19 protein-coding genes and 1 pseudogene are annotated in these 16,656 nt (G+C 71.8%); 18 read left to right on the top strand and 2 right to left on the bottom strand.

The annotated features are described in order from the left end of the window. The first annotated feature begins 2 nt into the window (after nucleotides 1–2). The 18 genes from fliG to ACFPIJ_RS26730 all read left to right on the top strand — a co-directional run bounded on the left by fliG (nucleotide 3) and on the right by ACFPIJ_RS26730 (nucleotide 15,616). Nucleotides 3–1,013 (top strand): flagellar motor switch protein FliG, encoded by a 1,011-nt coding sequence (gene fliG / locus ACFPIJ_RS26815; protein WP_380118486.1) that lies wholly within the window; start codon nucleotides 3–5, stop codon nucleotides 1,011–1,013. Continuing rightward, nucleotides 997–1,797, top strand: a complete 801-nt coding sequence (locus ACFPIJ_RS26810) for a FliH/SctL family protein (protein ID WP_380118484.1) — start codon at nucleotides 997–999, stop codon at nucleotides 1,795–1,797. The genes fliG and ACFPIJ_RS26810 overlap by 17 nt, the downstream gene beginning before the upstream one ends. Continuing rightward, nucleotides 1,794–3,101: a FliI/YscN family ATPase gene (locus tag ACFPIJ_RS26805; protein ID WP_380118482.1), complete on the top strand. Its 1,308-nt coding sequence runs from the start codon at nucleotides 1,794–1,796 to the stop codon at nucleotides 3,099–3,101. Before ACFPIJ_RS26810 ends, ACFPIJ_RS26805 begins: the two co-directional genes overlap by 4 nt. Beyond that, nucleotides 3,101–3,535 (top strand): cell envelope biogenesis protein TolA, encoded by a 435-nt coding sequence (locus tag ACFPIJ_RS26800; RefSeq protein ID WP_380118480.1) that lies wholly within the window; start codon nucleotides 3,101–3,103, stop codon nucleotides 3,533–3,535. Before ACFPIJ_RS26805 ends, ACFPIJ_RS26800 begins: the two co-directional genes overlap by 1 nt. Before the next feature lie 156 nt (nucleotides 3,536–3,691). After that, entirely contained in the window at nucleotides 3,692–4,657 is a 966-nt protein-coding gene (locus ACFPIJ_RS26795; protein WP_380118478.1) for a transglycosylase SLT domain-containing protein, read from the top strand. Further along, nucleotides 4,654–7,044: a flagellar hook-length control protein FliK gene (locus ACFPIJ_RS26790; protein ID WP_380118475.1), complete on the top strand. Its 2,391-nt coding sequence runs from the start codon at nucleotides 4,654–4,656 to the stop codon at nucleotides 7,042–7,044. Before ACFPIJ_RS26795 ends, ACFPIJ_RS26790 begins: the two co-directional genes overlap by 4 nt. Before the next feature lie 95 nt (nucleotides 7,045–7,139). Continuing rightward, entirely contained in the window at nucleotides 7,140–7,568 is a 429-nt protein-coding gene (locus ACFPIJ_RS26785) for a flagellar hook capping FlgD N-terminal domain-containing protein (RefSeq protein WP_380118473.1), read from the top strand. A gap of 15 nt (nucleotides 7,569–7,583) precedes the next feature. Then, nucleotides 7,584–8,807 (top strand): flagellar hook protein FlgE, encoded by a 1,224-nt coding sequence (locus ACFPIJ_RS26780; RefSeq protein ID WP_380118471.1) that lies wholly within the window; start codon nucleotides 7,584–7,586, stop codon nucleotides 8,805–8,807. Between the two features lie 166 nt (nucleotides 8,808–8,973). Further along, the gene (locus ACFPIJ_RS26775) at nucleotides 8,974–9,258 is read left to right on the top strand and encodes a flagellar FlbD family protein (RefSeq protein WP_380118469.1); all 285 of its coding nucleotides are present in this window, start codon (nucleotides 8,974–8,976) and stop codon (nucleotides 9,256–9,258) included. Nucleotides 9,259–9,261: 3 nt separating this feature from the next. Continuing rightward, nucleotides 9,262–10,035: a flagellar motor protein gene (locus tag ACFPIJ_RS26770; RefSeq protein WP_380118467.1), complete on the top strand. Its 774-nt coding sequence runs from the start codon at nucleotides 9,262–9,264 to the stop codon at nucleotides 10,033–10,035. A gap of 171 nt (nucleotides 10,036–10,206) precedes the next feature. Next, complete coding sequence (locus tag ACFPIJ_RS26765; RefSeq protein ID WP_380118465.1) at nucleotides 10,207–11,127, top strand: OmpA/MotB family protein; 921 nt, start codon at nucleotides 10,207–10,209, stop codon at nucleotides 11,125–11,127. A gap of 9 nt (nucleotides 11,128–11,136) precedes the next feature. Then, nucleotides 11,137–11,589 carry a flagellar basal body-associated FliL family protein gene (locus ACFPIJ_RS26760; RefSeq protein WP_380118463.1) on the top strand — a complete coding sequence of 151 codons (453 nt, stop codon included), beginning with the start codon at nucleotides 11,137–11,139 and terminating at the stop codon, nucleotides 11,587–11,589. 97 nt (nucleotides 11,590–11,686) lie between these two features. Continuing rightward, on the top strand, nucleotides 11,687–12,712 hold the full coding sequence (locus tag ACFPIJ_RS26755) for a flagellar motor switch protein FliM (RefSeq protein WP_380118461.1): 1,026 nt from the start codon (nucleotides 11,687–11,689) through the stop codon (nucleotides 12,710–12,712). Then, complete coding sequence (fliN, locus tag ACFPIJ_RS26750; protein ID WP_380118459.1) at nucleotides 12,709–13,452, top strand: flagellar motor switch protein FliN; 744 nt, start codon at nucleotides 12,709–12,711, stop codon at nucleotides 13,450–13,452. The genes ACFPIJ_RS26755 and fliN overlap by 4 nt, the downstream gene beginning before the upstream one ends. An 11-nt stretch (nucleotides 13,453–13,463) precedes the next feature. Continuing rightward, nucleotides 13,464–13,799 carry a FliO/MopB family protein gene (locus tag ACFPIJ_RS26745; protein ID WP_380118457.1) on the top strand — a complete coding sequence of 112 codons (336 nt, stop codon included), beginning with the start codon at nucleotides 13,464–13,466 and terminating at the stop codon, nucleotides 13,797–13,799. Continuing rightward, nucleotides 13,796–14,563, top strand: a complete 768-nt coding sequence (gene fliP / locus ACFPIJ_RS26740) for a flagellar type III secretion system pore protein FliP (protein WP_380118455.1) — start codon at nucleotides 13,796–13,798, stop codon at nucleotides 14,561–14,563. The genes ACFPIJ_RS26745 and fliP overlap by 4 nt, the downstream gene beginning before the upstream one ends. A gap of 11 nt (nucleotides 14,564–14,574) precedes the next feature. Further along, complete coding sequence (gene fliQ / locus ACFPIJ_RS26735) at nucleotides 14,575–14,850, top strand: flagellar biosynthesis protein FliQ (protein WP_203854693.1); 276 nt, start codon at nucleotides 14,575–14,577, stop codon at nucleotides 14,848–14,850. After that, nucleotides 14,843–15,616 (top strand): flagellar biosynthetic protein FliR, encoded by a 774-nt coding sequence (locus ACFPIJ_RS26730; RefSeq protein ID WP_380118453.1) that lies wholly within the window; start codon nucleotides 14,843–14,845, stop codon nucleotides 15,614–15,616. Before fliQ ends, ACFPIJ_RS26730 begins: the two co-directional genes overlap by 8 nt. Before the next feature lie 24 nt (nucleotides 15,617–15,640). On the opposite strand, the gene ACFPIJ_RS26725 is transcribed toward ACFPIJ_RS26730, so the two are convergent. Together ACFPIJ_RS26725 and ACFPIJ_RS26720 are read right to left on the bottom strand one after the other, a co-directional pair. Further along, entirely contained in the window at nucleotides 15,641–15,931 is a 291-nt protein-coding gene (locus ACFPIJ_RS26725; RefSeq protein ID WP_380118451.1) for a hypothetical protein, read from the bottom strand. Between the two features lie 10 nt (nucleotides 15,932–15,941). After that, nucleotides 15,942–16,656 (bottom strand): annotated as a pseudogene (locus ACFPIJ_RS26720) (hypothetical protein); the annotation flags it as partial.

Raw genomic sequence — 16,656 nt, 5'->3', positions numbered from 1 at the left:
CCATGACCACCGGGGAGCTGTCCGGGCTGCGCAAGGCGGCCATCCTGCTCGTACAGATGGGCAAGGAAGACGCGGCGAAGATCATGTCGCATCTCCGGGAGGCCGAGGTCGAGGAGCTGACCGCCGAGATCATGCGGCTGGGGCAGGTCGAGGGCGACGTGGCCGACGTGGTGCTCGAGGAGTTCCACGACATGGCGACCGGGCACCGGTACGTCGGTCAGGGCGGGCTGGACTTCGCACGGGATCTGCTGGAGGCGTCGCTCGGCCGGGAGCGGGCCGGCGAGATCGTCGGACGGCTCAACACGGTCTTCATGGACGTGCCGTTCGGGTTCCTCGGCCAGGCGGACCCCCGCCAGCTGCTGTCGTTCCTGGAGGACGAGCACCCGCAGACGATCGCGCTGGTCCTCGCGCACATGACCGCGACGCAGGCGTCGCAGATCCTCGGCGGGCTCGCCCCGCAGCTGCAGGCGGACGTCGCGCACCGCATCGCCGTCATGGACCGCACCTCGCCCGACATCATCCGCAAGGTCGAGTCGACCCTGGAACGCAAGATGTCCTCGGTGCTGCAGCCCAGCGACCTGTCCGCGGTCGGCGGTCTCGAGCCGCTCGTCGAGATCATCAACCGGACCGACCGGGCCACGGAGCGGCTGATCCTCGAAGGGCTCGCCGGGCGCAACCCCGAGCTGGCGGAGGAGATCCGCTCCAAGATGTTCATGTTCGAGGACATCGTGTCCCTGGACGACCGGTCCATCCAGCTCGTGCTGCGCCAGGTCGAGACCAACGACCTCGCCACGGCGCTGAAGGGCGTCCGCGACGAGGTCCGCCAGAAGGTCATGAAGAACCTGTCCGAACGCGCCGCGGAGAACCTCGGCGACGAGATCGAGATGCTCGGCCCGGTCCGCCTGCGCACGGTCGAGGAGTCCCAGGCGAAGATCGTCCAGGCGATCCGCACCCTGGAGGAGTCGGGCCAGATCACCATCCGCCGGGGAGACGACGATGAGTTCGTCGGCTGAGTACCCCCTCGCGTTCCCGCCGCCGCCGAAGAAGAAGGCCGGCCCGCCCCGGCCGGCGTTCCCGCCGCCGCCCCCGCCACCACCGACCCCGGCGACCCGGGCCTTCCCGCAGCCGGAGATCCCGGCCGTCGTCCGGTACGGCGAGAACGTGCTCACCGACGACCGGGCCGGCGCCGCGCCCTCCGCCCGCTTCGACGTCGACCTGCGGGAACGCGAGACGTTCCCGCCGGAGCTCGTCGCGCAGGTCCGCGCCGAGGCGGAGGCCGCCGGCTACGCCGCCGGGTGGGCGCAGGGCAGGCGGGAGGCGCGCGCCGGTGCCGAGGCGGAGGCCGCCCGGGTCGCCGCCGAGGCCGCCGAGATCGCCGAGCTGCACCGCCAGCGCGTCGAGCATGCCCTGCAGGCGATCGGCGCGGCCGCCGGCGCTCTGGAGCGCCGGGCCGTGCCCGCCGCGCAGGACGTCGAGGACCAGATCGTGGCGACGGCGTTCGCGCTGGCCGAGGCGGTCCTCGGCCGGGAGCTGCGCACCGCGACCGAACCCGGCCGGGAGGCCCTCGCCCGGGCGCTCGCGCTGGTGCCGTCGGCAAGTCCGGTGACGGTCCGGCTCAACCCGGCGGACCGGCTGACGATAGGACAGACGGAACTGGTCATGGACGGCCGCACGGTGTCCCTCGTGGACGACCCGGGCCTCGGACCGGGTGACGCCCTCGCGCTGTGCGACGCCACAACGGTCGACGCCCGGCTGGGCCCGGCCCTCGACCGGGTGCGGGAGGTGCTCGAACAGTGACGTCGTCGCTCCAGCAGCGCATCGCCGCCGCCCGCCGGGCCGCCAACCCGCGCGTCACGGGCCGGGTCAGTTCGATCGTCGGCCTGTCGGTCACCGTCGCCGGGGTGACCGGCCGCGTCGGTGACCTCGTCGAGATCGGCCCGGCCGGATCGGCGGTGCCGGCGGAGGTCGTGTCCATCGACGGCGACCGGCTCGCCTGCCTGCCCCTGGGCGCGCTCACCGGCATCGGCACCGGCAGCCCCGTGCGCGGGACCGGCTCGCCGCTGGAGATCGCCGTCGGCCCGCAACTGCGCGGCCGCATCCTCGACGGGCTCGGCCGCCCGATGGACGGCGGGCCGCCGCTCACCGGCCTGGAACGGGTGACCGTCGAGAACGACGCGCCCGACGCCCTCGCCCGCGGCCGCGTGCAGGAACCGCTGTCGCTCGGGGTGCGCGCGCTGGACACCCTCGTGCCGTGCGGCCGGGGGCAGCGCATCGGCATCTTCGCCGGGTCGGGGGTCGGCAAGAGCAGCCTCATGTCGATGATCACCAGAGGCACCGACGCCGAGATCTCCGTGATCGGCCTGGTCGGCGAGCGTGGCCGCGAGGTCCGCGAGTTCATCGAGAACGACCTCGGACCCGAGGGGCTGGCCCGGTCGGTCGTCGTGATCGCGACGTCGGACCAGCCGCCGCTGGTGCGGTTGCGCGCCGGGTTCGTCGCGACCCGGATCGCCGAGTACTTCCGCGACGGCGGCCAGGACGTGCTGCTGCTGATGGACAGCCTGACGAGGACCGCGATGGCCCAGCGCGAGGTCGGCCTGTCCGCCGGCGAGCCGCCCGCGACCCGCGGGTACCCGCCGAGCGTGTTCGCGCTGCTGCCCCGCCTGCTGGAGCGGGCCGGCCCGGCGCCCGTCGGCTCGATCACCGGCCTGTGCACCGTCCTCGTCGAGGGCGACGACCACAACGAGCCGATCGCCGACACCGCCCGCTCGATCCTCGACGGCCACATCACCCTCGACCGGCGGCTCGCCACGTCCGGGCACTTCCCCAGCATCGACGTGCTGGAGTCGATCTCCCGGGTCGCGAACGCGGTCACCACCCGGGAGCAGCGCGCCGACGCGACCGCCCTGCGGCGGATGCTCGCCGCCCACCGCGACGTGCGCGAGCTCGTCGAGATCGGCGCGTACGTGAGCGGCACCAACCCGGACGCCGACCGCGCCCGGGCGCTGTGGCCGCAGATCAACGACTTCCTGCGACAGGACATGGACGACACCACCCCGGCTCCGCTGGCGTGGTCGATGCTGGATGCGCTGGTGAAATCCTGATGGCGAAGAACGGTTTCCGGCTGGGCGCGGTCCTGCGGGCCCGCAAGGCACAGGAGGACGCGGCGAAGGCGGCCGTCGTGCGGGCCCGCGGCGAGGCCGCGTCGGCGCACGGCACGGTCCACACCCGCGAACGCGACCTGGACGGGCGGCGGGTCACGGACGGGGCGACGTCGGCCGCGTTCGCCGCGACCCTCATGGCCCGGCAGGCGATCGCGGGCGCGCTGTCCGCGGCGATCGGCGCGGCGTCGCTGGCCGACGAGACCGTCCAGGAACGGCTCGACGACCTCACCGACGCGGCCGTGCAGCACCGCACCATCGAGAAGCTCCAGGAGCGGCACGACCTGACCCGCAAGCAGACGGCGGCCGCGATCGAGGCCAAGGCCGTCGACGACCTGACCACCGCCGCCGCCTTCAACCGCCGGGGGGAATCATGACCGGCCAGCGAAGCGCCTCGGGCCGGTCATCAGCAGCCCAGTATCGGGTCAGGCGCCCGGAACGAAGTGAGGACGCATGACCGGCCAGCGAAGCGTCTCGGGCCGGTCATCAGGGGGACAGTGTCAGGTCAGGCGCCCGGAACGAAGTGAGGACGCATGACCGTCTACGAGGCGCAGGCCCGGGTCGCCGAGATCCGCAGCCGGATCGGGCTCGGCGCACCCGCCGCGGCCGGCGGCGGCGACGCGTTCGCGGCGGCGCTGCAATCCACGACGTCCACGATGGACGGTTCCCGGGCGGTTACCGGCGCCACGGTCGTGGACACGGCGAAGCAGTACCTCGGCACGCCGTACGTGTTCGGCGGCACGAACCCGGAGAGCGGCCTGGACTGCTCGGGGCTCGTCCAGCGCGTCTACGCCGACCTCGGCGTCAAACTGCCCCGGGTCGCGAAGGACCAGGCCCGCGAGGGCACGGCGGTGGCGGACCTGGCCCACGCCCGCCCGGGCGACCTGCTCGCCTTCGGCAGCCCCGTCGACCACGTCGGCCTCTACCTCGGCGACAACCGCATGATCGCCGCCCCGCACGCCGGCGACGTGGTGAAGATCCAGGAGGTGTACGAGACCCCGACCGCCATCCGCCGGATCGTGCCCACCACGTCCCTCGACGCGACCGGTGCCGCCTCGGCCGGTGGGATGGTCACGGCGGCGGCGATGCGACCCGCGTCGCTGACCGGGGTGCCCTACGCCGACCTGTTCCAGCAGGCGGGCGCGAAGTACGGCCTCGCGCCCTCGCTCCTCGCCGCGGTCGCGAAGGTCGAATCCGGATACAACCCGGCCGCGGTCAGCGGCGCCGGCGCGCAGGGACTCATGCAGCTGATGCCGGCGACCGCCCGCGGGCTCGGCGTCGACGCCCTCGACCCGGCGCAGGCCGTCGACGGCGCGGCCCGGATGCTGTCGTCGAACCTGGACCGTTTCGGCTCGATCGACCTGGCCCTCGCCGCCTACAACGCCGGCGGCGGCGCGGTCAGCCGGTACGGCGGCATCCCGCCGTTCGCACAGACCCAGGCCTACGTGCCGAAGGTCAAGGCCGCGATGGAACAGCTCGCGGGAAGAGGGTTCGCATGACCGTGCCACTGGACGCGACCAGCGCCGCGGGCACCACCCGCGGCCCGGATCCGATCGCCCCCAGCGGTCCGTCCGACGCCTTCGCCGCCGCCCTGGCCGCGGCGACCCACGGCCGCGCGTCGCTGGGGGCGCCGACACAGGGTGCCCGCGACCGCGCCGTCGCCGACCGGCGGCACGATCAGGCCCGGGACCAGGACCGCGAGCCGGAGCGCCGGTCGCCGGTGCGGGACCGCCGGGTCCGGGACGAACGGCCGCGCAGACCCGATCCCGACGCGGTCCTCGCCGGCGCGGCCGTGCACCAGCAGCGCGACGCGATCGTGCGGCGGGCCGACACCGACCGCCGCCCGGAGGCCCGCGACCGCGCCGACCCGCCCATCCGCGACCGCACCGCCGCGACCGTGCGGGAGCCGGCGCGCCCGGCCACCACCGCCGAACGCGGGCCCGGTGCCATGCCCCAGGATCGTGGCGACGCGACGCCCGGCGGGACGTCACGGCCGGCCGAGAACGCGGAACCGGCGGGGCTCGAACACCCGGAGGTGGCGCGGACCGCCGGCGGCGACGTGGGGCGGCGCACCGGGAACCCGGCCGCCGGGGCGCGGCCCACCGGGCCGGGCACCCTGGAGGCGATGCTCGTCGCCGCGTCGGCGCGGCCCGGTGTCACCGCGGTGGCCGTGCCCGTCGACGCGACCGGCGCGCCGGTGCAGGTGCCGCCCGCGATCACCGGACCGGCCGGGACGGCCGTCAGGCCGGTCGGGACGCAGGGGGTGTTCCTGGGCCCGCCGCGGACCGGTGTGCCGGCCGGCACGTCATCGGCGGCAGCCCGGGCCGGGTCGCCCGCATCGGCCGGCCCACCGGCGGACCTCGGCGCCTGGACCGGCAACCCGCTGCCCGGCGCCGGTCTCCCCACCGCCGGGTCGCCGGCGGCCGGCCACGCACCGGCCACCGGCGACCGGACCGCGGAACCGGCCATCACGGGACCCGCCACCCCAGGGCAGGCCGCCGCAGGACTGGTCGCCGGGCCCGGTGCCGTCCCCGTCCAGGCCGCAACCGTTGCGCCCGTGGCCGTCACACCGGTCGGACAGCAGGCCGCCGCGGTGGGACGGCAGCCCGCGCCGGCCGGCGTCAACCTCCTCTCGCAGGCCGCGCAGCTCGTCGAGGCGGCCCGGCCGGCCCAGATCCCCCTCGCCACCCAGGTGGCGCAGGTGCCGTCCGTGGCACAGGCGCCGCAGGGGCCGTCCGTGACGCAGGCGCCGCAGGCACCTCGGGCGACCCAAACGGCACACCGCCTCATCGCCGCGGCCCCGGATGCCGCCGCACCGGAACCCGTCCATCAGGCCGCCGCTCCGGCGGTCGCCCCGCATGTCCAGGCCACCGCCCGGGCCGTTCCCGACCTCGTCGCGCAGCCCGGAGCGCAGGCCGGTGCCCAGACCGGCGCACAGACAGGCGCACAGACAGGCGCACAGACAGGCGCACAGGTCGAGACCTCGGCCGCCGAGACGGTCGGCGGCGCCGGGGTCTCGCAACTGCTCCCCCAGCCGGGCCCCATCCTGCCGGGCACCGCACCGCCCACCGCCGCGCCACAGGCCGCTGTCCCGGCCGCGACCCAGGCAGCAGCCCAGGTAGCGGCGCAGGTAGCGGTCCAGGTCGCCGCCGTCCAGACCGGCACCGGCGCGCCGGTGGACGCGGAGGCCGCCACCGGCACCGGGGCGCGAGCCGCCGGCGCCGATCAGCCGGCCGTGGTCACCAACCCGGGCCTGCCGCAGTTCGCCGCGCAGCTGGCCGCGCAGGGTGCCCTCGCGGGCGACGCCCAGGGCCGCGGCACCCACGACCGGGGCAGACAGCCGGGCAGCGAGACACGGGGAGGGCAGGATCAGGTGCAGGCGGTGGGCGTACCCCCGCAGCAGCCGCAGCTGACGACGGCCGGGCCGGCGTCCGTGCCACCCAACCAGGCTCCGGCGACCGCTCAGCCGCCGGTGGCCGCCCAGGTGGCGATGGTGCTGACGCCGCTGCGGAAGGGACCTGACGGGGTGCACCGGATGACGATCCAGCTCAGCCCCGGTGACCTGGGGCCGGTCAGCATCGTCGCCGAGGTGCGCGACGGGGCGATCACCGTGCAGCTGGCGACGGGCAGCGAGGCGGCCCGGGCGGCGCTGCAGGCGGCGCTGCCGGACCTGCGGCAGGACCTGCGCGACGGCGGGTTCGCCCAGTGCACGCTGGACCTGCACCAGGGTTCGCAACCAGATACCGGCCGGCCGGGCAACCAATCGCAACAGTTCTCAGGTTGGCAGTCGCGGGGTCGATCACAACAGCAGGCACCCGAACCACGGGCGGATGCGGAGGTCCGCGAACCGGACGGCGCAGACGCGTTGGTCGACGTGCGCATCTAGGAGGGGGTTCCGCCATCACCACCCCGACGACACCCGTCAGTGGCAGCGTCGGCGCCTACGTCCCGAAGCCGGTCCCTGGCAACGTCAGCGACTACGTGCCGAAGACGGACGCGCCGGACGACGTCAGCCGGACCGACGGCGCGAAAAAGCAGGAAGCGCCCGCGAAGCCCGGCGGTGACCTGGGCAAGGACGCGTTCCTGAAGCTGCTCGTGGCGCAGCTGAAGTATCAGGATCCGATGAAGCCGATGGACAACTCGGAGTTCCTGGCGCAGACGGCGCAGTTCACGACGGTCGAGAAGCTGAGCGACCTGGCGACGATGGAGCAGAGCCTGCTCACCGCCCAGCTGCAGCTCGGCGCGAGCAACCTCATCGGCAAGACCGTCGCGTACACCGACCAGGACGGCAAGGAGCAGTCCGGCGTGGTGACCGCGGCGGCGTTCTCAGGCACCAGCCCCACCCTGCGGGTCGGCGACAAGGATGTCGCGCTCAGTGCGGTCAAGGAAGTCCGCGGCCCGGCATCCTGAAAGGACCCCTCCCCAATGCTCCGCTCACTCTTCTCCGGCATCAGCGGTCTGCGGGCCCACCAGCAGATGATGGATGTCACCAGCAACAACATCGCCAACGTCAACACCTTGGGGTTCAAGTCGTCGCAGGTGGTGTTCGAGGACACGCTGAGCCAGATGATGCGCGCCGCCGGCGCCCCGCAGCAGGGGCAGGGTGGCACGAACCCGGCGCAGGTCGGTCTGGGCGTGCGGCTCGGCGCGATCAACACCAGCTTCGTGCAGGGGTCGGCGCAGACCACGGGGCGGGCCACCGACGTGATGATCTCCGGTGACGGGTTCTTCGTCGTCAACTCCACCGACGAGCTGCTGTACACCCGGGCCGGCGCGTTCAACTTCGACGCCGAGGGCAAGCTGGTCACCCCGACCGGCGCCGCGGTGCAGGGCTGGCCGGCGGTCAACGGCGAGGTCAACACGAACGCGCCGATCGGCGACATCCGGCTGCCGATGGGCACGCTGATCGCGCCGAACGCCACCCGCAACATGGTCCTGGCCGGCAACCTGCCGGCCGACGCGCCGGTCAACACCACGATCCCGCGCGCGATCAAGACGTACGACGTGCAGGGCAACGTGGTGACGCTGACGACGACGTTCACGCTGACCGCCGGCGGCTGGGAGGCGGTCGTCAGCGACGGCAGCACGCCCTCGGCGTCCACGCCCCTGACGTTCCTGCCGAACGGGCAGATCAGCGCGCCGACGTACACGGACTCGAACGGCGACACGAAGATCGGCCTGTTGTACGACCCGGACAACGACGGCATCGGCGTCGAGGTCGACCTGGCCGGGCTGACGGAGTACACCGGCAACACCACGGTGAGCCCGCTGAGCCAGAACGGCTCGCCGGCGGCGACGCTGCAGTCGTTCAGCATCAACCCCGACGGTCAGCTGGTCGGCGTGTTCTCCAACGGCAACAAGCAGACGGTGGCGCAGCTCGCCCTGGCCAACTTCAACAACCCGCCCGGCCTGGAGAAGGTCGGCGACTCGCTCTACCGGTTCACGGTGAACTCGGGTCTGGCGCAGGTGGGCGTGGCCGGGACGGTGGGTCTCGGCACGTTGCAGAGCGGTGCGGTGGAGATGTCCAACGTCGACCTCGCCCAGGAGTTCACCAACCTGATCGTGGCCCAGCGCGGCTTCCAGGCCAACTCGAAGGTGATCAGCACGTCCGACGAGGTGCTGCAGGAACTGGTGAACCTGAAGCGGTAACCGGACTCTCCTGCAGAAAAGGCCCGCCAGTGATGGCGGGCCTTTGTCGTAGCTACCCCCCGGCAACCGTCAACTCCTCACCTGTCGGCCGATCGGTCCGATGTGAAGTCCGAAGGCACCACGGAGGGGGCCTCGCCCACAAACCACCAAGGACGGGAGCGCGTCGATGATCCTGCTGACCAGACTCAACGGCCCGGTGTTCGCACTCAACCCCGACCTGGTCGAGCGGGCCGACTGCACCCCCGACACCGTCGTGACGCTGGTCGACGGCACGAAGTACCTGATCGCCGAGTCGTTGCCGGAGCTGGTGGCGCTGATCCGCCAGTACCGGGCGCAGGTGGTCGTCGACGCGCAGCAGCTCGTCGGGCAGACCTCGGCCGAACGCGCCGAGGACGCCCGGGAGCGCGTCAAGGAGACCAACGTCGTCCAGCTGCATCGTCGGGAGCGTTGACACATGGATCCGGCAACCATCATCGGCATCGTGCTGGCCTTCATTGCGATCTTCGCCTCGATGATCCTTGAAGGCGGCAGCCCGGGCTCCATCTTCCTGGTGCCGCCGTTGATCCTGGTCTTCTTCGGCACGCTCGGCGCGGCCATGGCCGGCGGCATGCTGAAGGACACCATCGCGCTCGTCGACTCGTTCAAGCGGGTGCTGCTGGGCAACGTGCAACCGGCCGACGCGCTCGTCGACGACATCGTGAAGCTCGCCGAGAAGGCCCGGCGCGAGGGGCTGCTGGCCCTGGAGGACGCGATGAAGGAGGTGCGGGATCCGTTTCTCAAGAAGGGCCTGCAGCTCGCCATCGACGGCACCGACTCCGAGGAGCTCGCGGCGATCCTCGAGGCCGAGGTCGACGCCAAGCGCAAGGCCGACAAGCATGCCGCGACGATCTTCACGGGCATGGGCGGGTACGCGCCGACGATCGGCATCATCGGCACGGTCATCGGCCTGATCCACGTCCTGGAGAACCTGAGCGAGCCGGACAAGCTCGGTCACCTCATCGCCGGCGCCTTCGTGGCGACGCTCTGGGGGGTTCTCTCAGCAAACGTCATGTGGCTGCCGATGGGAGCCAAGTTGAAACGGCTGTCCGAGCTCGAATGCGCACAGATGGAGCTCGTGATCGCCGGCATCATCAACATCCAGGCAGGGGCCAATCCCCGCCTGGTCGCACAGAAGCTCCGAAGCCTGCTGCCGCCGGGCAGCATCACCGAGAAGAAGGAGGCCGCCTGATGAGCGGACAGCGAAGCGGCTCGGTCCGCTCATCATGTGACAGGTTGAGCTCAGGCCGACGCCGGAGCGCAGCGGAGGTGGCGGAATGAGCGGACAGCGAAGCGGCTCGGTCCGCTCATCATGTGACAGGTTGAGCTCAGGCCGACGCCGGAGCGCAGCGGAGGTGGCGGCATGAGCGGAGGTGGGCATGCTGCAAAGGGCGGCACGAAGGGTGCGCACGCCAAGGGTCACGGCAAGAAGCACGGGGCGCACGACGAGGAGCACGAGAACCACGAGCGCTGGCTGGTCAGCTACGCCGACATGATGACGCTGCTGATGGTGCTCTTCATCGTGCTGTTCGCGATCAGCCAGGTCGACCAGAAGAAGTTCGCGGAGCTCAAGAACGGCCTGGCGGTCGGCTTCGGGTCCCCGTCGGTGGCGTTCGAGGGCGGCGAGGCCTCGCTCATGGAGTCCTCCGACAGCAGCTCCCCGATGGACATGTCCTCGGGTATCGGCGGCACCACTGCCGACGCGACCGCGGTCCAGGAGGCCGTGGCGGCCAAGGAGCGGGCGTCGGCGTCGGCGAAGCAGAAGGCGGCGCAGCAGGAGGTCGAGAACTTCGAGAAGATCAAGGCCCAGATCGAGGAGAGCCTGAAGGCGGAGGGGCTCGCCGACTCGGTGAAGTTCTCCATCGACGAGCGCGGCCTGGTCGTCACCGTCGTCACCAGCGCGGTCGTGTTCGACGGCGGCGAGGCGCAGTTGCTGTCCGCCGGCCAGGAGATCATGAGGGGCATCGGCCCGGCGATCTCCGGCCTGCCGAACAAGATCGAGGTCGACGGGCACACGAACCAGCTGGCCGCGACGACCGGCACCTACCCGAGCGGCTGGGAGCTGTCCACCGCCCGCGCCTCGACCGTGGTCCGCTACCTGCACAGCAACGCCGGCATCGCCGAGAACCGCCTGCTGGCGGCTGGCTACGCCGACACCAAGCCGCTGTACCCGGCGGACGACCCGCGCGCGGCGTCGCTCAACCGGCGGGTGGAGATCATCGTCCTGTCGTCCCTTCCGGCCGACACCCGGGCGCTGCTGCCCTCGGCTTCTTCGGGCGGCTGAGGAGCGACCATGGCGGACGACGAGAAGGCGGCGACCGAAGAGGCCCCGAAGAAGGGCAAGAAGAAGCTCATCATGATCATCGCGATCGCGGTGGTGCTGCTGGGCGGCGGCGCGGGTGGCTACATCATGCTCAAGCCGTCCTCCGCCACGGCGGAGAAGGAGCCGGAGCCGGGGGTGGTGGTGCCCCTGGACGCGATCACGATCAACCTGGCGGACGGGCACTACCTGAAGCTGAAGCTGTCGCTGCAGGCCACCGCCGCGGCCGCGGAGGCACCGGACGGCAGCAAGGCGCTCGACATCGCGATCGACCTGTACAGCAACCGCGAGATGGCCGAGCTGATGTCCAACGCGGAGCGGGAGCGCCTGAAGGCGGAGCTCAAGGAGAAGATCGAGAAGGCCTACACGGTGGAGAAGGAGAAAGAGATCATGGACGTGTACTTCACGTCGTTCGTGATCCAATAGCCACGAACCGGCGGATCTGGGGGTTTTCAAGGAAACCTCCAGGTCCGTTTCGGCCGTTTTCCGTCAAGGTGCACCCAAAAAGACCGATGGTAAGAGAGTGACGCAGTCAACGTCGGCGACCGGTAGCGGCCGCACGCCCGGCAAGATGAGCCGGCGCGGCGGCAAAAGCTCCGGTCCTGAGCCGTATGACTTCCGGCGTCCGACCAAACTGTCCCGAGAACACATCCGAACGCTCCAGATCTCCTACGAGACCTTCGCCCGCCAGTACGCCACACTGTTGACCACCAGTCTCCGGGCGGTGTCGCAGGTCAGCCTGATCTCCATCGAGCAGCTGACCTACGACGAATACATCAGCGGCCTGTCGAGCCCGACCGTCGTCGCCATGTTCAGCATCGATCCTCTACCCGGCACAGCCATTCTGGAGTTCTCCCTGAGCACCGCCATGGCCTGCATCGACCACATGCTCGGCGGTCCGGGCGGTCCGCAGCCTCAACGCCCACTGAGCGACATCGAGATGCCGTTGCTGCACGGCCTCATCGAACGGACGCTCGGCGAGCTGCGCTACGCCTTCGAGGGCATCGTGGCGTTACGGCCGGAGATGACCACGATCGAGTACAACCCGCAGTTCGCCCAGGCCGGCGCGACCTCCGACGCCGTCATCGTCTCCTCGTTCGAGATGCGGGTCGGCACCGAGGAGTGTGTGGCCAGCATCTGCCTGCCGTTCGGCTCGATCTTCCCGAAGCTGCAGGGCGAGCAGGGCAGCGCGGTGCTCACCGAGGCGCAGCGGCTGGCCCGCGAGGTCGCGTACCGCAACGTGGTGGCCGGGCTCGAGGGCGCGCCGATCGAGGTCGCGGTGCGCTTCCAGCCGGTGCGCATGCACCCCGCCGACCTGATCGGCCTGCGCCCCGGCGACGTGGTGCCCCTCGCCCACACCACCTCGACACCCCTGGCCGTGACGACGGCGGACATCACGTTCGCCTACGCCGTCCCCGGCGCCCAGGGCAACCGACTGGCCTGTCTCGTGGTGCCGAACCCACAGCCGGGTCAACGACCGACACACCGGCCCGCCGCACAACCAGCCGGACAGCTCGGCCAGAACCGCGCTGAGGAGACCCGCCGATGACCACCGCCACCAACGAGGCCCTGCTGGCCCGCGCCGAGGCGGCCGCACAGGCCGCCGTGGCGCTGCTGCCCGCCAGCTCCCCGCTCTCCGTCGGTGCGCCCACCCAGAACGTCGACGAGCTCGCCATCGACGGCCAGGCGGTCCGCGCCCGGTTCGCCGGCACCGCACAGGGCGAGGTCGCGATCGTCGTCACGTCCGACCTGGTCGAGGCCCTGGCCAACTCCCCCATGGGCGCCCTGGACCTGAGCCAGGCGGTCCGGCCCGCCCTCGAGGCCGCGGCGGCCACCGTCGGGCCGGTCGTCGTCGACCCCGGCGAGGTGCTCGAACCCGGCGACGCGATGGGTCAGCTGATCGACGCGGGCGGCATCCTCGTGCCGCTGCGCACCGACGAGGGCGTCGTCCAGGCCGTCGTCGCGCTCGCCGTCGCGGTGGAGGTCACCGGCGGCCCGGGTGGCGACGACGAGCCCCGCGCGGAGCGTGGCGACCGCGGCCGGCCGGCGTTCGACCTCCTCCACGACGTCGAGATGGAGGTCACCGCCGAGCTCGGCCGCACCCGGATGAGCGTGCGGGAGCTGCTGTCGCTCGCCCCGGGCGCGGTGATCGAGCTGGACCGGGCCGCCGGCGGCCCGGCCGACCTGCTGGTCAACGGGCGGCTCATCGCCCGCGGCGAGGTGGTCGTGATCGACGAGAACTTCGGCATCCGGATCACCGAGATCGTCGGCCCGACGGACCGGGCCTAGGACCCCCTGCCATGATCGAACTGGCACTGCGCGTCCTGTGCTCACTCACGGTAGTTTTTGCAATACTCTGGGCGCTCGCCCGGCTGGCCCGGCGCGGCACCGGCGGCCACGGCGCCGGGCTGCTCACCGTCATCGCCCGCCAGCAGCTCAGCCGCGGGTCGTCGGTCGCGGTGGTCAAGGTCGCCGACCGGGCCCTGGTCCTCGGCGTCAGCGACGCGGGCGTATCGCTGCTCGCCGACGCCGACGCGCACCTGTTCGAGCCGCCCGTCGAGGCCTCCCCGCCGTCCCCCCTGGCGGGCTCCCTGTTCGCCAAGGACGTCTGGCAGTTCCTGCGGGGCCGGCGATGAGGTCCGCGGTCCTGGGTGTCGCCGTCCTCGGCACGGTGCTGCTCCTGCCGGGCACCGCCCTGGCCGCGCCGACCCCGAAACCGCCGGTGCCGCCCAGCCCGCCCGACGGCACCGTCAACATCGACGTCGGCGGCGTGCAGCCCAGCCAGTCGATCACCATCATCATCCTGCTGACCCTGCTGTCGATCGCGCCGTCGCTGCTGCTGATGACGACGAGCTTCACGAAGGTCTTCGTGGTCCTGTCGATCACCCGCAACGCGCTCGGCCTCAGCAACGTGCCGCCCAACCAGGTGATCGCCGGGATGGCGCTGTTCATCAGCCTCTTCATCATGTCGCCGGTCATCGGCGAGGTGAACGACGTCGGCCTGCAGCCCTACCTGAAAGGAGACAAGAGCCAGGCGGTGGCGTTCAAGGACGGGGTCCAGCCACTCGAGGCGTTCATGCTCAAGCAGACCCGCAAGGACGAGATCGCGCTCTTCACGAAAATCGCCGACCGTCCCCTGCCGAAGAACAAGGACGACGTGCCGCTGACCACGCTGGTGCCCGCCTTCGTCCTGTCGGAACTGCGGGCCGCGTTCATCATCGGCTTCGTCATCTACATCCCGTTCCTGGTCATCGACATGGTCGTCTCGGCGGCGCTCATGTCGCTGGGCATGATGATGCTGCCGCCGGTCACCATCGCACTGCCGTTCAAGCTCCTGCTGTTCGTCCTGGTCAACGGGTGGGGGCTGATCCTCACCGCCCTCGTGGCCAGCTATCACTGACGAGGTGCTCCATGACCGACACCAAAATCATCGAACTGAGCCTGCAGGCCATGACGATCGCCGCGAAGCTCGGCGCACCGATCCTGCTCACCGCGCTCATCGTCGGCTTCGCCATCTCCCTGTTCCAGTCCGTCACCCAGATCCAGGAGTCGACGCTGTCCTTCGTGCCGAAGGCCGCCGCGATCGGGCTCGCCCTGCTCTTCGCCGGCAACTGGATGCTGCACGAGATGATCAGCTACACCGAGCAGCTGTACGCCCAGATCCCCGACCTGATCAAAGGTGCCTGACACCTACACCGTGCCGCTGAGCACGGTGCTGGCGGTCCTCCTCGGATCGATCCGAGCCGGGGTGTGGCTCGCGCTGTGCCCGCCGTTCAACAACCGCGGCGCCCCGGGCCCGGTGAAGGCCCTGCTGTCCGTGGCGATCGCGCTGCCCCTCGCGCCGCGCCTCGCCCCGCAGATCCCGGCCGACATGTCCGCCGGCGTCCTCGTCGCCAACGCCGCCGAGCAGGCCGTGGTCGGCGCCGCGCTCGCCTTCATCACCGCGCTGCTCTTCGCCGCCGTCCAGGTCGCCGGGAACCTCATCGACCTCGTCGGCGGCTTCAGCCTCGCCTTCTCGATGGACCCGTTCTCCCAGCAGGGCAACGCCGTGTTCGGCCGCCTCTACAACCTCATCGGCATGGCGCTCATGTTCGCCACCGACTCCCATCAGCTGATCCTGCGGGGGTTCGCGCGCTCGTACACCGCGATCCCGCTCAACGACGCGCTCTCGCTGCAGACCTTCGCCGGCATCATCAACGACGGCATGGTCGACATGTTCCTGGCGGGCCTGCAGATCGCGGCGCCACTGATCGCAATCATGCTCGCGGTGGACGTCGCGCTGGGCCTGCTGACCCGCGCGGCGCCGGCGCTGAACCCGTTCTCGTTCGGCTTCCCCGCCAAGGTGCTGCTGACGCTGCTGATCGTCGGCACGGCGATGATGCTGCTGCCGAACGCGGTGGCCAACCTGACCGACCGCTCGGTCACGCTGGTCCTGCGCCTCCTGGCCACCTGACCGCGTCTGCGGCATACCGGGCGTCTACTGGGCGTCCTCGGCACGGCGCTGCGGGAAGGGCTCGCCGGCCACCGCCTCGGCCCGCAGCGGCTCCTCGTCGCCGTCGGATTCGGACGGCTCCTTCTTCCGCTCGTCGTCCTTGCCGTAGTCGCGGGTGACCAACCGGAACAGGGCCAGCATGACGGCCGCCACCGGCACCGCGATCAGCAGGCGCAACAGGCCGGTCTGCAGGTCGAGCTGGTGGGTCACGAAGGTGGCGTACAGGGCGGGCGACGCGATCAGCAACGCCAGGAACAGCGTGGGGAACCGCGCCATACCGAGCACGTCAGCCGCCCACCAGGCTCAGCCGCTCGCAGAGCATCGCGGCCCACTGGAACGGGGTGGACGGGCGGCCGTCGAGGAGCGCGACCGGCAGGCGCAGCGACAGCGGGCTGGCCGGGTCGCCGCTGGACATCGTGCCGCGCAGGCAGATCGCGTCGACGCGGCGCAGGCCCTGCAGGTGGTGCGCGACGTCGGAGGTCTTGCGGCTGGCGTCGACGACGACCCAGACCGCGACGGGCCGGACCGCCTCGACGATCGCGGCGGCCCAGGCGGACTCGTCCAGGGCCGCCTCGACGGCCACGACGCTGGGCGCGTCGGACTTGCGCAGCTTCTTGGCCCAGAGCCGGGCGTCGTGGGCGCCGGTGATCCGGCGCTTCGCGTCGATGCCCGCGGCGGCCGCGTTGCGACCGGCGAACAGGATGTGGCTGCTGTCGAGGCGCTGCGTCTCGGCGACCCACCGGGCGACCTCGACGGCGTGGGTCGACTCGCCGACGACGATGAGCGTCTCGCCCGGGCCGTCGGGTGCCGGTTCGGCGGTCGGCAGCGCCGAGAAGGCGTCCACGACCGCGGAGTACGTGTCGGCGACGTTGGCCCGGAACGCGATGTCGGTCGGCACGCCCAGCGACTGGAGCCGGCGGCCCAGCGCGGTCTGCCGTTCGGGCTTCTCCGCCGCGGGGCGATCGACGACCCGCTCGGCGGCCCGGGCGCGCTCGGCGGCC

Origin of the sequence: Dactylosporangium cerinum, assembly GCF_042653625.1 — a bacterium.
Taxonomy (GTDB): Bacteria; Actinomycetota; Actinomycetes; order Mycobacteriales; family Micromonosporaceae; genus Dactylosporangium; species Dactylosporangium cerinum.
This window is presented reverse-complemented; position numbering and strand designations above follow the sequence as displayed.